A 15320-nucleotide genomic window follows, 5' to 3' on the forward strand; every position below is an offset into this window, starting at 1 on the left:
ATTGACCCCGCCGGCCTGGGTGACGCTGCGCCGATGCGTCCTCACCGCGTGCACTCCGGTTAACCTCGTGCGCGAACGGGAGGCGCCATGACCGCAGAATCGCACGCCCGGAAACGGGACGCCGCGGCGACGAAAGCGGCGCTGCTCGACGCCGCCGAACAACTCTTCGCCGAGCGCGGCTTCGACCGCACCACGGTGCGCGACATCGCCGGCCGCGCGGGCGCGAACCAAGCACTGCTGTTCCGCTATTTCGGCAGCAAGGACGCCCTCTTCGAGGCCGTCATGACCCGCGGCGGCTTCGCCCAGCTGGAGGCGACCCCGCCCGAGCACCTGTTCGCCGAAGCCCTCCGCAGCCTCCTCAAGGACGACTCCGAACGCCGCGACCGTTCTCTGGAGACCTACCTGCGCTCCACCGGCACCGACGGCGCCGGCGCCGCCCTGCGCGATCAGCTCGGCGAGGAGTACGCCCGTGCGCTCGCCTCCCTCACCGACGAGCCCGACGCCGCCCTCCGCGCCGACCTCGCGCTGGCCTGGCTGCTCGGCATCGGCCTCGTCCGCGCGGTCACCCGCAAGGACCCCCTGGCCAGCGCCTCGCCGGAAGACGTGGCCCGGCTGACGGGGCCGGCGGTGCGGACGTTGCTGGAGCGGAGCGAGTAGGCCCGGCGTCAGGAACGCAACGCCCGCCGCAGCAGCTCCGCCAGGTGCACCGCCTGCCGGCCCGACTCCTGCGCGATCTGCGTCCGGCAGCTGAACCCGTCGGACAAGACCACAGTGGACTCCGCGGCCTCCCGCACGGCCGGCAGCAAGCGGTCCTCCGCCACCGCCTTCGACACCTCGTAGTGCCCCTTCTCGAACCCGAAGTTGCCGGCCAGCCCGCAACACCCGGAGTCCAGCGTCGTGTTGCGCACGCCCGCCGCCGCCATGGCCGCTTCGTCGGCGGCGAAGCCGAGCACGGCGTGCTGGTGGCAGTGGACCTGCGTGATCGTCTCGACGTCGAGCGACACCTCCAGCGGCTTCGGCGCATCGGCCAGCAGCTCGGCGAACGTCCGCGTCCGCGAGGCCAGCAGCTCGCCGACGGGATCGCCCGGCAGCAACGCCGCCAGGTCACCCCGGAACAGCGCCGTGCAGCTCGGCTCCAGGCCCGCCACCTCGTACCCGGCTTCGAGATACGGCCGCAGCACCGTCAACGTCCGCTGCAGCACGCGTTTCGCCACGTCGAGCTGGCCCGTCGACACCCACGTCAGTCCACAGCAGACCCCGCGGTCGGGCAGCACCACGTCGTATCCGGCCGCGGTGAGCACCTCGGTCGCGGCTTCGAGCACGTCCGGCGTGAGGTAGTTGTTGAACGAGTCCGGCCAGAGCACGACGCGCCGCTCGCCCGTCGCCCACCGGCGCAGGTCGCGACGGGCCCGGGTGAACGGCACCGTGGCGAACGAGGGCAGCTCGCGTTCCGCAGCGATACCGCCGAGCTTCTTCAACGGCATCGCGGCCCAGCGGCGGCGGGAGAAGAAGTTGGCCACGCGCGGCGCGAGCGACACCGCGCGCAGCCACATCGGCAGCCAGCCCATCGAATAGTGCGACGCCGGGCGCCGCCGGCCGCGGTAGTGCTGGTGCAGGAACTCGGCCTTGTAGGTGGCCATGTCGACGTCCACCGGGCAGTCGGACAGGCAGCCCTTGCACGACAGGCACAGGTCGAGCGCCTCGGCGACCTCCTCCGACGCCCAGCCGTCCTTGATCACCTCGCCGTTCACCATCTCGGCCAGCAGGTGTGCGCGCCCGCGCGTGGAATGCCGTTCTTCGCGCGTCGCGCGGTAACTCGGGCACATCACGCCGCCACCGCTGGTGTTGCGGCACTTCCCGACGCCGACGCAGCGGCGCATCGCCTGGCCGAAGCTGCCGCGGTCCTCGGGGTAGCCGAGCACCGTCACGTCTTCGAGTGCCAGCGGCGCGCGGCGCACGCGCAGGTCGGCGTCCACCGGCCGCGGGTCGACGATGATGCCGGGGTTCATCCGGCCGTCCGGGTCGAAGATCCCTTTGAACCGCGCGAACAACGCCATCATCTCCGGGCTGTACATGCGGCCCAGCAGCTCCGACCGCGCCTGCCCGTCGCCGTGCTCCCCCGACAGCGAACCGCCGTGCGCGGCGACGAGATCCGCGGCCTGCTCCAGGAACTTCCGGAACTGCGCCTTCCCCGGCGTCGACAGCAGGTCGAAGTCGAGCCGCAGGTGCAGACAGCCCTCGCCGTAGTGGCCGTAGACCACGCTGCGGCGGCCGTGCTCGCGCATCAGCTCCTTGAAACCGCGCAAGTACGAGCCGAGCTGCTCGGGCGGCACCGCGGCGTCCTCCCAGCCGGGCCAGGCTTCGGCGCCGTCGGCCAGGCGCGTGGCCAGGCCCGCGCCCTCCTCGCGGATCCGCCACAACCGGCGCTGGGCCACGGGATCGTCGAGCACCGCCGAACCCGTGAGCGCGCCACCCAGCGACGCCGCCAGCTCCCGCGCCCGCGAAGCGGCTTCGGCCGGCGAAGACCCCGCCAGCTCCACGAACAGCCACGCCCCGCCGGGCGGAAGTCCTTGCGCCCGGCCGGGTTCCAGCATCGCGACGAGTTCCGCGTCGACGCCCTCGACGGTCAGCGGCGACCACGGCAGGATCCCCGGCACGGCGTCGGCCGCGTCGATGTCGGACGGGAAACCCAGCACGGCCAGTACGCGGTGCTCCGGCAGCTCGGCGAGCGCGACGGTCGCGCCCAGTACCGTCACGCACGTGCCCTCGCTGCCGACGAGTGCTTTGGCGACGTCGAACCCGTTCTCCGGCAGCAGGTGCTCCAGCCCGTAGCCGGAGACCCGCCGCGAAAAACTCGACAGTTCCGTGCGCAGCAAAGCGAGGTTGTCCCGCACCAGCGAACGCAGCTCCGTGAACACCCGCCCCTCGGTGCCCGGGCGCGCCGCCCGCGCGTCCACTTCGGACGGTGACGTCGGCCCGACCGTGAGGCGGGTGCCGTCGTAGAGCAGCACGTCGAGCTCCCGCACGACGTCGACGGTCCGGCCCCACGCCACGGAGTGCGAACCGCAGGCGTTGTTGCCGATCATGCCGCCGATCGTGCAGCGGCTGTGCGTGGACGGGTCCGGCCCGAACCGCAGCCCGTGCGGCGCGGCGACCGCCTGCAGGTCGTCGAGCACCGTGCCGGGCGCCACCCGCGCGAGCCGCGTTCCGGGATCGACCCACTCGACCCCGCGCACGTGCCGTGACGTGTCGACCACGATCCCCGGCCCGCACGAGTTCCCCGCCACGCTGGTGCCTCCGCCGCGCGGCACCAGCGGCACCCCGCGCTCGCGCGCCGCCGCGACGGCGGCGACCACGTCGTCCACCGTCTCCGGCAGCACCACGCCTAGCGGCACGTGGCGGTAGTTCGACGCGTCGGTGGTGTAGAGCGCCAGCGTGGCGGTGTCGCTGAGGATTCGCACGCCCTCCATTCAAGACAACGCCTCAGCCTGCGGTCGGACGCACCCCTGAAATCCGGCGCCGGGTCAGCGCGGCCGCCTCGGCGAGCGGAGTGGTGCCGTACTCGGCGGAATCGGACAACAGGCGCGAGACCACGTCGCCGATCCCCGCCACGCGCGCGGCCGCCGCGGCGTGGTCCAGCCCCTCGACCTCACGCGCCACCGTGTACACGACACCGCCGGCACTCGCCACGTAGTCGGGCACCCAGGTCACCCCGCGGGCCGCGAGCGCGTCGGCGGCGGCGTCGGACACGAGCTGGTTGTTGGCCGGGCCGACGACGAGCGGCGCGGCGAGCCGGGTGTCCGCGGCGAGGACCCCGCCGACGGCGGCGGGCACCACGACGTCGGAAGGGTGGGCCAGGGCCGCCGCCGGCTCGACCCAGCCGTAGCCGAGCCACCGGGCGTCCTCGGGGGCGCGCGGATCCACATCCGACACGACCACGTCCGCGCCGGCTTCCGCCAGCCCCAGGGCGACGAACCTGCCGACGGAACCGAAGCCCGCCACGACAACGCGGCGGCGGGTGAGGTCCGCGGTACCGAACACCACCGTCACGGCGGCCCGCAGCGCGGCAAGCACGCCCTCGGCGGTCGGGCCGCTCGACGAGCCGATGCCGCCGGCGGACTCGGGCAGGCAGAACACGTGCGGGGTCTCCTCGCGCAGGACCAGCATGTCCTCGGGGCCGGTACCCACGTCGGGACCGGCCAGGTAGGCACCGCCGAGCGACTCGATCAGCTCGGCGTGGTCGAGCAGCACCGCGTGGCGCTCCTCGGAGCTCAGGCGCTGTCCCGGCTCCAGCGCGATCACGCTCTTGGCGCCGCCGAACGCCAGACCCGCCACCGCGCATTTGGCCGACATCGCGGCGGAGAGCCGCAGGACATCCCGCTCGGCCTCGTCGAGGCTCGGGTACTGCCGCAGCCGGCAGCCGCCGACGGCCGGGCCGAGCACCGTGGAGTGGATCGCGACCATCGTGGTCACTCCGGAGCGGCGACCACGCCGGACGGCGAGGCGTTCGTGGTCCCAAGGCAGCCGTTCGGTCATCGCGTTTCCTTTCGGAGGAAGGTCACTGATCAGCGCCGAACGTAAGCTGACGAGCGCCGATCCGGACGGTCCGGCGAACGAAATTCGGCAGCCGAGGAGGCTGGAAACGTGTTGGACGAACTTGATTCGGCGATCGTGCGGCATCTGCAGGAGGACGCCCGCCGGACCAACCGGGACATCGCCCGCCGAGTCGGGATCGCGCCGTCGACCTGTCTGGAGCGCACGCGGCTGCTGCGCCGGCGCGGAGTCATCCGCGGCTACCACGCCGACGTCGACCTGCCGAGCCTCGGGCGCGGCGTGCAGGCGATGGTCTCGGCACAGGTCCGCCCGCTCAGCCGCGCGGTGATCGACTCGTTCCAGCGCTCGATGATGCGGCTGCCCGAAGTGCTCTCGGTGTTCGTCGCGGCGGGCAGCGACGATTTCCTGATCCACGTGGCGGTGCGCGACATCGACGAGCTGCACGCCTTCCTCACCGACCGGTTGGCGCTGCGCAAGGAAGTGATCGGGTTCCGGTCGTCGATCATCTACCGGCACCTGCGCAAGGCCACTGTGGAGCAACTGCCGGGGACCCCGGAAAATCTCGACATCACCCCAGAGAACACGTGAAATGCACGACATCGGGCCTGCTCCGACGGAAACTGTCGGTGGTCCGGGTTCTACTGGAGCAGCGAAGGAAGGAGGCACCGCGATGCCGGATGAACAGCCGAGTGAGCTGAACCACCGCGAGCGGGCCACCCTGAGAGCCGTCGCGTCGGGGCGGGCCGAGATCAGCTGCAGCTGCGAGCCAGACCTGTTCGTCGACGGGTTGAGCTGCTGCGACCAGGCCACCACCCGCCGGCTCGTGCGGCGCGGGTTCATCGAGGCCGCGGGCGAAGGTCCGTGCGGCGAGCTGGTGCTGGCCGTGCTGACCGCGGCCGGGATGGTGGCGCTGAACGAAGCCGCTCCGTCCGGGGCGGTCACGGCCGCCTGAGCCGGTCGCGCACCGATTCCCGGCGCCCCACGGCGGTTCCGCGCGGGAGGCGTCCGTCAGGAACGCACCCATTCCTCCCCGAGTTCGACAGCCTCCGCCGTCCCGCCGGTCAGGTCCGCGAGCCAGGCGGCGAACGCCGCTTCCTCACCGGGCGCCAGGCCGACCTCGAAGTGGGCCGACGCCTCGAACCGCGTGTCGTGCAGCACATACGACGAAGCACGCAGGTCGTTCTCCAGCCGGCCCGAGCGGGTGTAGTCCACCTCGACGTCGAACAGCCGCAGGCGCCGGTACTCGACCACGGACGCGACGTCCAGCGCGTCGGACACCGCCTGCCCGTACGCGCGGATCAGGCCTCCCGCGCCGAGCAGCACCCCGCCGAAGTGCCGCGACACCACGGCGACCGTGTCCGTCACCTCGCGGCGGCGCAGCACCTCCAGCATGGGGACACCCGCGGTGCCGGCCGGTTCGCCGTCGTCACTGGAGCGCTGGGTGCGGCCGTCGGCGCCGAGCACGAAGGCGTGGCAGTGGTGGCGCGCCGCCGGTTCGGCCTTGCGGCGGGCCGCGATCACGGCCCGCGCGGCGGCCTCGTCGGCCACCGGAGCCAGCGCGCAGAGGAACCGGGAGCGCTTGATCTCGATCTCGTGCAGTACCGGCGTCGCCACGGAGAGATAACGATCAGCCATCGACGGTTCGCCTCATTCGTCCAGTCAACCAGCTCCGCCCGTGGCACAAGCCGCGACCCGCGCAGGCGTTTGCGCAGGTCAGCGAGGCTACTGACCAGTGGTCGGGAGACGTGGCCCGACATATGGTCATACCCCGGAGGCCGTCAACGTAAGCGTGGCATTTCCCACCCGGGCGCAACGACATATGTCGAACACAGCGAATTCACACTATCGTCATAAGACCCGGAGAACCCCGGGAGTAACACCACGCGCCCGGCCGGCCCCCACCACACAGGCTGACCGAACCGCGCGTGCGCAGCCTCAGCGAACCGCTGAACCACCGAAGAACTGCTGCACCGACGAGAACAGCAGCGCTGATCGCCAGGATCACACTGGCGGAAAACACAGCGCTGACGTAACTTGTGGCCGCCCAGTGCCGTGCGGCTGTACCCCCCGGAACCGCCCCTGCCGTAGCCCGGTCGATGTCGACCGAGCCGGTTTCTAGGGCGGTTCCCCCCTTCTCGACTGACCATCGCGGTTCCGGACCACTTCGTTAACCGGTTCAGTGTCGAACCACCCGATGGAGTGAGTACCGGTCGCGCCGACGCCTTGGGAGGCGGCCAGCCGTGACCCACCGTTCCACTGCCGGTTCCACCGGTTTGTACGACCCCGCGTATGAGCACGACGCCTGCGGAGTCGCCTTCGTCGCCGATCTCGCCGGTCGCCGAGATCATCAGATCGTGGCGAAAGCCCTGGTCGCACTGCGGAACCTGGAGCATCGCGGGGCGCGCGGCGCCGAACCCGACACCGGCGACGGCGCCGGACTGCTGATCCAGGTGCCCGACGCGTTCTTCCGCGAAGTCGTGGACTTCCCGCTGCCCGAAGAGGGCGCGTACGCCGTCGGCACCGCGTTCCTGCCCCGCGACGAGAAGCGCCGCGGGCGCGCCATGACCACCATCGAGCGGATCGCCGCCGAGGAGGACATGCGCGTGGTCGGCTGGCGCGAGGTGCCCGTGGACGCCGCGCACTGCGGCCCCACCGCCGCCGAGACGCGGCCGCACCTCACGCAGCTGTTCCTCGCCGGGCGCCGGCACAACCGCGACGGTCTCGGGCTGGAGCGGTCCGCCTTCTGCGTGCGCAAGCGGGCCGAGCACGAGCTCGTGGACGACGACGTGTACTTCCCGTCACTGTCCTCGCGCACCATCGTCTACAAAGGAATGCTCACCGAGGACCAGGTCGAGCGGTTCTTCCTCGACCTGACCGACGAGCGTGTGACGAGCGCCATCGGCCTCGTGCACTCCCGCTTCTCCACCAACACCTTCCCGTCGTGGCCGCTCGCGCACCCGTACCGCTACGTGGCGCACAACGGCGAGATCAACACCCTCAAGGGCAACCGCAACTGGATGGACGCCCGCGAGGCCCTGCTGGAGACGGACCTCATCCCGGGCGACCTCAAGCGCATCTACCCGATCATCACGCGCGGCGCGAGCGACTCCGCCTCGTTCGACGAGGTGCTCGAGCTGCTGCACCTCGGCGGCCGCTCGCTCCCGCACGCGGTCCTCATGATGATCCCCGAGGCCTGGGAGAACCACCAGGAAATGGACCCCGCACGGCGGGCGTTCTACGAGTTCCACTCCACCCTCATGGAGCCGTGGGACGGACCGGCGCTCGTGGCGTTCACCGACGGTGCGCAGATCGGCGCGGTCCTCGACCGCAACGGCCTGCGCCCGGGCCGCTACTGGGTCACCGACGACGGCCTCGTCGTGCTCGCCTCCGAGGTCGGCGTGCTGGAACTGGACCAGTCGACGATCGTGCGCAAGGGCCGGCTGGAGCCGGGCCGGATGTTCCTCGTGGACACGGTCGAGGGCCGGATCATCGAGGACGAGGAGATCAAGGGCGAGCTCGCCACCGCGCACCCGTACGACGAGTGGGTGGAAACCGGCCTGCTGCGCCTGGAAGAGCTGCCCGAACGCGATCGCGAGGTGCCGCTGCACGCCGCGCTCGTGCGGCGTCAGCAGTCCTTCGGCTACACCGAGGAAGAGCTCGAGACCATCCTCGAGCCGATGGCCCGCACCGGCGCGGAGCCGATCGGCTCGATGGGCAACGACTCCCCGCTCGCGCCGCTGTCGTCGGGTTCGCGGCCGTTGTTCGACTACTTCATCCAGCTCTTCGCGCAGGTGACGAACCCGCCGCTGGACTCGATCCGGGAAGAGCTGATCACGGCGCTCGGCACGCAGGTCGGCGCCGAACCGAACCTGCTCGTGGCCGACGCGGCGTCGTGCCGGCGCATCGTGCTGCCGTTCCCGGTGCTGGACAACGACCAGCTCGCCAAGCTCGTGCACGTCAACGACGACGGCAACCTGCCCGAGTTCCAGGCCGTCACGGTGCTCGGCCGCTACAACGTCCACGGCGGCGGCGAGGCGCTCGTGCAGCGGCTCGACGAGATCCGCTCCGAGGTGTCGGAGGCCATCGAGGACGGCGCACGGCTGATCGTGCTGTCCGACCGCGGCGTCGACGAGAACCACGCGGCCATCCCGTCGCTGCTGCTGACCGGTGCCGTGCACCACCACCTCGTGCGGGAGAAGACGCGCACGCAGGTGGGCCTCATCGTCGAGGCCGGCGACGCGCGCGAGGTGCACCACATCGCGCTGCTCGTCGGGTACGGCGCGGCCGCGGTCAACCCCTACCTCGCGATGGCGACGGTCGAGGAGATGGCCCACCAGGGCCTGATCCCGGGCGTCACGGCGAAGCAGGCGACCGCGAACCTGATCAAGGCGCTCGGCAAGGGCGTGCGCAAGACGATGTCCAAGATGGGCGTCTCGACGGTGGCGTCCTACACCGGTGCGCAGATCTTCGAGGCCGTGGGCCTGGGCGCCGACATCGTCGACACCTGCTTCACCGCCACCACCTCACGGCTCGGCGGCGTCGGGTTCGACACGATCGCCGACGAGGTCGAGCAGCGCCACCGCCGCGCGTTCCCGGCCGACGGCGTCCGCGCGAACCACCGCGAGCTGGAGACCGGCTCGGACTACCAGTGGCGCCGCGAAGGCGAGCCGCACCTGTTCAACCCGCAGACGGTGTTCAAGCTCCAGCACTCCACGCGCAGCGGGAAGTACGAGGTCTTCAAGGAGTACACGAAGGCCGTCAACGACCAGTCCGAGAAGCTGCAGACGCTGCGCGGGCTGTTCGACTTCAAGACCGGCGAACGCCCGCCTGTGCCGATCGAGGAGGTCGAACCGGTCTCGGAGATCGTGAAGCGCTTCGCGACCGGCGCCATCTCCTACGGCTCGATCTCGATGGAGATGCACCAGACGCTGGCGATCGCGATGAACCGCCTCGGCGGCAAGTCCAACACCGGCGAGGGCGGCGAGGACGCCGAGCGGCTCTACGACCCCGAGCGCCGCTCCGCGGTCAAGCAGGTCGCTTCCGGCCGGTTCGGCGTGACGAGCGAGTACCTCGTGAACGCCGACGACATCCAGATCAAGATGGCGCAGGGCGCGAAGCCCGGCGAGGGCGGCCAGCTGCCCGGCGCGAAGGTGTACCCGTGGATCGCGAAGACGCGGTACTCGACGCCGGGCGTCGGCCTGATCTCGCCGCCGCCGCACCACGACATCTACTCGATCGAAGACCTCGCCCAGCTGATCCACGACCTGAAGAACGCCAACCCGGCCGCGCGCATCCACGTGAAGCTCGTGTCCGAGGTCGGCGTCGGCACGGTCGCGGCGGGCGTGTCCAAGGCGCACGCCGACGTGGTGCTCATCTCTGGCCACGACGGCGGAACGGGTGCTTCGCCGCTGTCGTCGATCAAGCACGCGGGCGGCCCGTGGGAGCTGGGCCTGGCCGAAACGCAGCAGACGCTGCTGGCCAACCGGCTGCGCGACCGCATCGTGGTGCAGACCGACGGCCAGCTCAAGACCGGCCGTGACGTCGTGATCGCCGCGCTGCTCGGCGCCGAGGAGTTCGGCTTCGCGACCGCGCCGCTGGTGGTTTCGGGCTGCATCATGATGCGCGTGTGTCACCTCGACACGTGCCCGGTCGGCGTCGCGACGCAGAACCCGAAGCTGCGTGAGAAGTTCAGCGGCAAGGCCGAGTACGTGGTGAACTTCTTCGAGTTCATCGCCCAGGAGGTGCGGGAGTACCTGGCGGAGCTGGGTTTCCGGTCCATCGCCGAGGCCGTGGGCCACGCCGAGGTGCTCGACAAGCGCAAGGCCGTGGACCACTGGAAGGCGGCCGGGCTCGACCTGTCGCCGATCTTCCACGTGCCGGAGCTGCCCCCGCGCGCGGTGCGTCACCAGACCGTGAAGCAGGACCACGGGCTCGACAAGGCGCTGGACAACACGCTGATCCAGCTCGCCGAGGGCGCGCTTTCCTCGGGTGACAAGGTGCGGCTGGAACTGCCGGTGCGCAACGTCAACCGCACCGTCGGCACGATGCTGGGCTCGGAGCTGACGAAGAAGTGGGGCGGCGAGGGCCTGCCGGACGACACGATCGACGTGACGTTCACCGGTACGGCCGGCCAGTCGTTCGGCGCGTTCGTGCCGAAGGGCATCACGCTGCGGCTCATCGGCGACGGCAACGACTACGTCGGCAAGGGCCTCTCGGGCGGACGGCTGATCGTGCGGCCGCCGAAGGAGGTCTCGTTCGCGGCCGAGGAGCACATCATCGCGGGCAACGTGATCGCCTACGGTGCCACGAGCGGCGAGATCTTCATCCGCGGCAAGGTCGGCGAGCGGTTCTGCGTGCGCAACTCGGGCGCGCTGGCCGTCGTCGAGGGCGTGGGCGACCACGGCGGCGAGTACATGACGGGCGGGCGCATGGTGGTGCTCGGCGCCGTCGGGCGCAACTTCGCGGCCGGGATGTCCGGCGGCATCGCCTACGTGCTCGACCTGCCGGCGCACCGCGTGAACCCGGAGATGGTCGACATCGACCCGCTCGACGCCGACGACACCGACTTCCTGCGCGAGACCGTGGAGAAGCACTACAACGAAACGGAGTCCGCCGTCGCGCGCGAACTGCTCGCCGACTGGGACTCCGCCGTCGACCGGTTCGGCAAGGTCATGCCGAAGGACTACAAGCGCGTGCTCGCCGCTCAGGTTCAGGCCGAGCGGGACGGGCGCGACGTGAACGAGGCGATCATGGAGGCCGCACATGGCTGACCCCAAGGGCTTTCTGACCACCACCCGGGAAGAACCGAAGCGCCGTCCGGTCGATCTGCGGCTGATGGACTGGCGTGAGGTCTACGAGGACTTCGCGTCGACCAAGCTGGAGAAGCAGGCCGGGCGGTGCATGGACTGCGGCATCCCGTTCTGCCACCAGGGCTGTCCGCTCGGGAACCTGATTCCCGAGTGGAACACGCTGGTGTGGCGGGAAGACTGGCGCGAGGCGGCCGAGCGGCTGCACGCGACCAACAACTTCCCGGAGTTCACCGGCACGCTGTGCCCGGCGCCGTGCGAGACCGCGTGCGTGCTCGGCATCAACAACGACCCGGTGACGATCAAGCGCGTCGAGATCTCCATCATCGACCGGGCCTTCGCCGAAGGCTGGGTCACGCCGCAGATCCCGGTGGCGAAGACGGGCAAGAAGGTCGCCGTCGTCGGCTCCGGGCCGTCCGGGCTGGCCGCGGCGCAGCAGCTCACGCGAGCGGGCCACAGCGTGGTGGTCTACGAGCGGGCCGACAAGATCGGCGGGCTGCTGCGCTTCGGCATCCCGGAGTTCAAGATGGAGAAGTTCCGCCTCGACCGCCGGCTCGACCAGATGCGGGCCGAGGGCACGGAGTTCCGGACGTCGGTGAACGTCGGCGTGGACGTCACCGTCGAGGAGCTGCGCTCGAACCACGACGCGGTGGTGCTCGCCGGCGGCGCGACCGCGTGGCGCGACCTGCCGATCGACGGCCGCGAACACGACGGGATCCTCCAGGCGATGGAGTTCCTGCCGCCGGCCAACCGCGTCGCCTCGGGTGACCTCGACGCGCCGGAGTACTCGGCCGAGGGCCTCGACGTCGTGGTCATCGGCGGCGGCGACACGGGCGCGGACTGCGTCGGCACGTCGCACCGCCAGGGCGCGAAGTCCGTGACACAGCTGGAAATCATGCCGCGGCCGCCGGAGTCTCGTTCGGACGCGCACCCGTGGCCGACGTACCCGATGATCTACCGCGTGTCCTCGGCCCACGAGGAGGGCGGCGAACGCCTGTACTCCGTGAACACGCAGGAGTTCCTGGCCGACGCCGACGGTCGCGTCCGAGCGCTGCGCCTGGTCGAGGTCCGCAACGAGGGCGGCAAGTTCGTGCCCGTCGAAGGCACCGAGACCGAGCTGCCCGCGCAGCTCGTGCTGCTGGCGATGGGCTTCGTCGGCCCGCAGCGCTCGGGTCTGCTGGAGGATCTCGGCGTCGACCTCGACCAGCGCGGCAATGTCGCGCGCGACAAGGACTTCCGCACGAGCGTCGACAACGTGTTCGTCGCCGGCGACATGGGCCGCGGCCAGTCGCTGATCGTGTGGGCCATCGCGGAGGGCCGCTCGTGCGCCGCGGGCGTCGACGCCTTCCTCACCGGCCGGGACTTCCTCCCAGCCCCGATCGCGCCGACGGACCGGCCGATCGCGTGACCCCGTGGTTGGGCGCACCAGCGTTGCTGCGCCCACCACGACCCCTCCCGGGCCGCGGGCGGGTGCGGCAACGGCGCCGCACCCGCCCGTTTTTCGTGTCCTGCCTCCGCGACGCGGTACTTCCAGCCCCGGCGCGGCCACACCCGCCGGCCATTCACGACGGGCTCCCCCCTCGCCGACGACGGCTTCGGCGAACGTGACGGCACCCCCGAAAGCCGCGCCGCCGAAGGCGACCGATTCGGCGAACGCCGCCCGTCCGGCTCCTCGTTCACCCGCACATCGCAGCACAGCCAGGTGCGTCCGTGGTGCCGCCTGCGCGGCGGAAACGGGGCGGTCACGCCCCAGGGCGGCCGCAATCCGTTCGCGCCGTCAGCGGTCGTGCAGCCGGTCCAGCGCCAGCAGGCCGGCGCCCAGCCGTCCGGCCTCGTCGCCCAGTGACGCCACCCGAAGGTCCGGCATCCGCTGGAAAGTCAGCGCCGAGGCCAAGTAGTCCCGCACCGGATCGAGCACGTAGTCGGCCGCGGTGAACAAGCCGCCGCCCAGCACGATCACCTCCGGCGCGAGCAGCGTCAGCAGCGTCCGCAAGCCGTGGCCGAGTCCGTCGAGCGCGTCGGAGACGACGCCGACCGCGGCTTCGTCGCCGTGGCGCGCGGCGTCGACCACCGGCTGCGCGCCGTCGGCCGGGCGGCCGGTCCGTTCGGTGTAGCGGCGCGCGATGGCCGACGCCGATGAGATCGCCTCGAGACAGCCCGTGGCGCCGCAGCCGCAGACGATGCGGTGGCCCACGTCGATGTGGCCGACCTCGCCGGCCAGCCCGTGGGCCCGGTAGAGGCGCCCGTCGAGCAGCAACGCGGCCGCGATCCCGGTGCCGACGGCGATGAACGCCGCGTCGGTGCAGCCCTTCCCCGCGCCCACGCGGAACTCCGCCAGCCCGCCGGCGCTCACGTCGTGGCCGAACGCCACCGGCAGCCCCAGCCGGTTCTCCAGCAGGTCGCCGAACGGCACGTCACGCCAGTCGAGGTTGGCCGAGAACCGGGCGACGCGCGCCTCCTCGTCGACGATGCCCGGCACCACGACGCCGACCGCACCCGGCGAACCCGTGCCGGCCTGCTCCGCGAGCGAGGAAACCAGGTCGGCCACCTGCTCGGCCAGCGCCGTGCCGTCCGCGCCCTTCGCCGTGGGCACCCGGGTCGTCGCGAGCGCGTTGAGTTCCGCGTCGAGCAGGGCCGCCTTCACGGTCGTGCCGCCCACGTCCAATGCCGCCACCAATTCAGCCATGCCGCGATTCTCACATCGGGCACCTCACATCGAGGTGACATTGACCGGCGGTAGCACAGGGACCTACGCTCGGTCAGCCAGACGACGAGTTCCGGAACGCGGTGAGAATCCGCGCGGTCGCGCCACTGTGACCCTTCGAGCAGCTTCGAGGGGAAGCCAGACCCGGACCGTCGTGCCGCTCCCGATGAGGCCGCGAAAAGCCTGAGGAGGCACAGTGACCACCCCCGCAGCACCTGCCGTCGCCACCCCGATCCCCGTCCGGATTCCCGTTCGCCAGATCGTTCCGTGGGCTGTGCTGGTGGGCCTGCTCGCCCTCATCGCCCTCTACTTCGTGAGCGCCGAACAGGGCGCCACCGCGGTGTTCGCCAACATGTACGTGCACGAGTTCGTGCACGACGGCCGGCACCTGCTCGCGTTCCCCTGCCACTGAGGCGGGCGAACCACCGTGATGAGGTCTCTGCTGGTCCGCGGCATGCTCGCGGGCCTGATCGCCGGTGTGCTCGCGTTCGTCTTCGCCTACCTGTTCGGCGAGCCGTCGGTCAACAGCGCCATCGGCATCGAGGAGGCCGGCTCCGCCGAGCACTCCCACACCCACGACCCGGCCGCCGGCCAGGCGCAGGGCTCCGGTGACGAGGCGCGACAGCCCGAAGAAGAGCTCGTGCCGCGTGACATCCAGAGCACCGTCGGCCTGCTGACCGGCGTGCTCGTCTACGGCGTCGCCATCGGCGGGCTGTTCTCGCTGGCCTTCGCGTTCGTCTACGGCCGCATCGGGTCACTGCGCCCCCGGGTGACCGCGGCGCTGCTCACCGCAGGCGCGTTCGGCGTGGTGTTCTTCGTGCCGTTCCTCAAGTACCCGGCCAACCCGCCCGCGGTGGGGCAGCCGGGCACCATCGGGGAACGCACCGAGCTGTACTTCGGGTTCGTCGCCGTCTCCCTGCTCGCGGGCATCCTCGCCACCGTGTTCGGCCGCAAGCTCGCCGACCGCCTCGGCGCGTGGCGCGGCGGCTTGCTGGCCTGCGCCGGTTACGTCGTGGTGATGGCCGTGGTCGCGTGGCTGATGCCGGTGATCGACGAGGTGCCGGCGACGTTCCCGGCGTCCACGCTGTGGAGCTTCCGCACCGCGTCCGTCGGCACACAGGTGACGCTGTGGCTCACGCTCGGCATGTTCTTCGGCTTCTTCGCGGAGAAGGTCTTGAAGCCCTCAGAGAAGGCCACCGCGGCAGCCGTCTGAGCCTCACCAGTCCAGGTCGCCCTCGCCGATGGATTGAGTAACG

11 protein-coding genes are annotated in these 15320 nt (G+C 71.2%); 7 read left to right on the plus strand and 4 right to left on the minus strand.

Annotation, left to right across the window (positions count from 1 at the left end):
* Positions 1-87: 87 nt before the first annotated feature.
* Positions 88-657 carry a TetR family transcriptional regulator gene (locus tag AB0K15_RS28655; RefSeq protein WP_364056959.1) on the plus strand — a complete coding sequence of 190 codons (570 nt, stop codon included), beginning with the start codon at positions 88-90 and terminating at the stop codon, positions 655-657.
* 8 nt (positions 658-665) lie between these two features.
* Here AB0K15_RS28655 and AB0K15_RS28660 read toward each other — a convergent pair whose 3' ends face one another.
* Entirely contained in the window at positions 666-3461 is a 2796-nt protein-coding gene (locus tag AB0K15_RS28660) for an FAD-binding and (Fe-S)-binding domain-containing protein (RefSeq protein ID WP_364056962.1), read from the minus strand.
* Positions 3462-3483: 22 nt separating this feature from the next.
* Positions 3484-4536, minus strand: coding sequence for a Glu/Leu/Phe/Val dehydrogenase dimerization domain-containing protein (locus AB0K15_RS28665; protein ID WP_364056965.1), 1053 nt, complete (start codon positions 4534-4536; stop codon positions 3484-3486).
* Positions 4537-4647: 111 nt separating this feature from the next.
* On the opposite strand from AB0K15_RS28665, the gene AB0K15_RS28670 reads away from it, so the two are divergent.
* Both AB0K15_RS28670 and AB0K15_RS28675 read left to right on the plus strand, forming a co-directional pair.
* The gene (locus tag AB0K15_RS28670) at positions 4648-5142 is read left to right on the plus strand and encodes an Lrp/AsnC family transcriptional regulator (RefSeq protein ID WP_364057137.1); all 495 of its coding nucleotides are present in this window, start codon (positions 4648-4650) and stop codon (positions 5140-5142) included.
* Between the two features lie 82 nt (positions 5143-5224).
* A complete protein-coding gene (locus AB0K15_RS28675; RefSeq protein WP_364056968.1) occupies positions 5225-5506 on the plus strand; it encodes a hypothetical protein in 282 nt (93 codons plus the stop codon).
* Positions 5507-5562: 56 nt separating this feature from the next.
* Here the strand turns inward: AB0K15_RS28675 and AB0K15_RS28680 are convergent, their stop codons facing one another.
* Positions 5563-6189, minus strand: coding sequence for a YigZ family protein (locus AB0K15_RS28680; protein ID WP_364056971.1), 627 nt, complete (start codon positions 6187-6189; stop codon positions 5563-5565).
* A 605-nt stretch (positions 6190-6794) separates the two neighbouring features.
* Between AB0K15_RS28680 and gltB the strand changes: the two genes are divergently transcribed.
* Entirely contained in the window at positions 6795-11324 is a 4530-nt protein-coding gene (gene gltB / locus AB0K15_RS28685; RefSeq protein ID WP_364056974.1) for a glutamate synthase large subunit, read from the plus strand.
* Positions 11317-12768, plus strand: coding sequence for a glutamate synthase subunit beta (locus AB0K15_RS28690; RefSeq protein ID WP_364056977.1), 1452 nt, complete (start codon positions 11317-11319; stop codon positions 12766-12768). Before gltB ends, AB0K15_RS28690 begins: the two co-directional genes overlap by 8 nt.
* Before the next feature lie 369 nt (positions 12769-13137).
* Here the strand turns inward: AB0K15_RS28690 and AB0K15_RS28695 are convergent, their stop codons facing one another.
* On the minus strand, positions 13138-14046 hold the full coding sequence (locus AB0K15_RS28695) for an ROK family protein (protein WP_364056979.1): 909 nt from the start codon (positions 14044-14046) through the stop codon (positions 13138-13140).
* 214 nt (positions 14047-14260) lie between these two features.
* Between AB0K15_RS28695 and AB0K15_RS28700 the strand changes: the two genes are divergently transcribed.
* Together AB0K15_RS28700 and AB0K15_RS28705 are read left to right on the plus strand one after the other, a co-directional pair.
* Entirely contained in the window at positions 14261-14476 is a 216-nt protein-coding gene (locus AB0K15_RS28700) for a CbtB-domain containing protein (protein ID WP_255638318.1), read from the plus strand.
* Positions 14477-14491: 15 nt separating this feature from the next.
* Positions 14492-15277 (plus strand): CbtA family protein, encoded by a 786-nt coding sequence (locus AB0K15_RS28705; RefSeq protein WP_364056981.1) that lies wholly within the window; start codon positions 14492-14494, stop codon positions 15275-15277.
* Positions 15278-15320 lie beyond the last annotated feature (43 nt).

The organism is Amycolatopsis sp. NPDC049253, assembly GCF_040678995.1.
GTDB lineage: Bacteria > Actinomycetota > Actinomycetes > Mycobacteriales > Pseudonocardiaceae > Amycolatopsis.

Coding starts and splice junctions, on each gene's coding strand:
- AB0K15_RS28655 (WP_364056959.1), top strand. CDS start 88: ATGACCGCAGAATCGCACGCCCGGAAACGGGACGCCGCGGCGACGAAA.
- AB0K15_RS28665 (WP_364056965.1), bottom strand. CDS start 4,536: ATGACCGAACGGCTGCCTTGGGACCACGAACGCCTCGCCGTCCGGCGT.
- AB0K15_RS28675 (WP_364056968.1), top strand. CDS start 5,225: ATGCCGGATGAACAGCCGAGTGAGCTGAACCACCGCGAGCGGGCCACC.
- AB0K15_RS28680 (WP_364056971.1), bottom strand. CDS start 6,189: ATGGCTGATCGTTATCTCTCCGTGGCGACGCCGGTACTGCACGAGATC.
- AB0K15_RS28690 (WP_364056977.1), top strand. CDS start 11,317: ATGGCTGACCCCAAGGGCTTTCTGACCACCACCCGGGAAGAACCGAAG.
- AB0K15_RS28695 (WP_364056979.1), bottom strand. CDS start 14,046: ATGGCTGAATTGGTGGCGGCATTGGACGTGGGCGGCACGACCGTGAAG.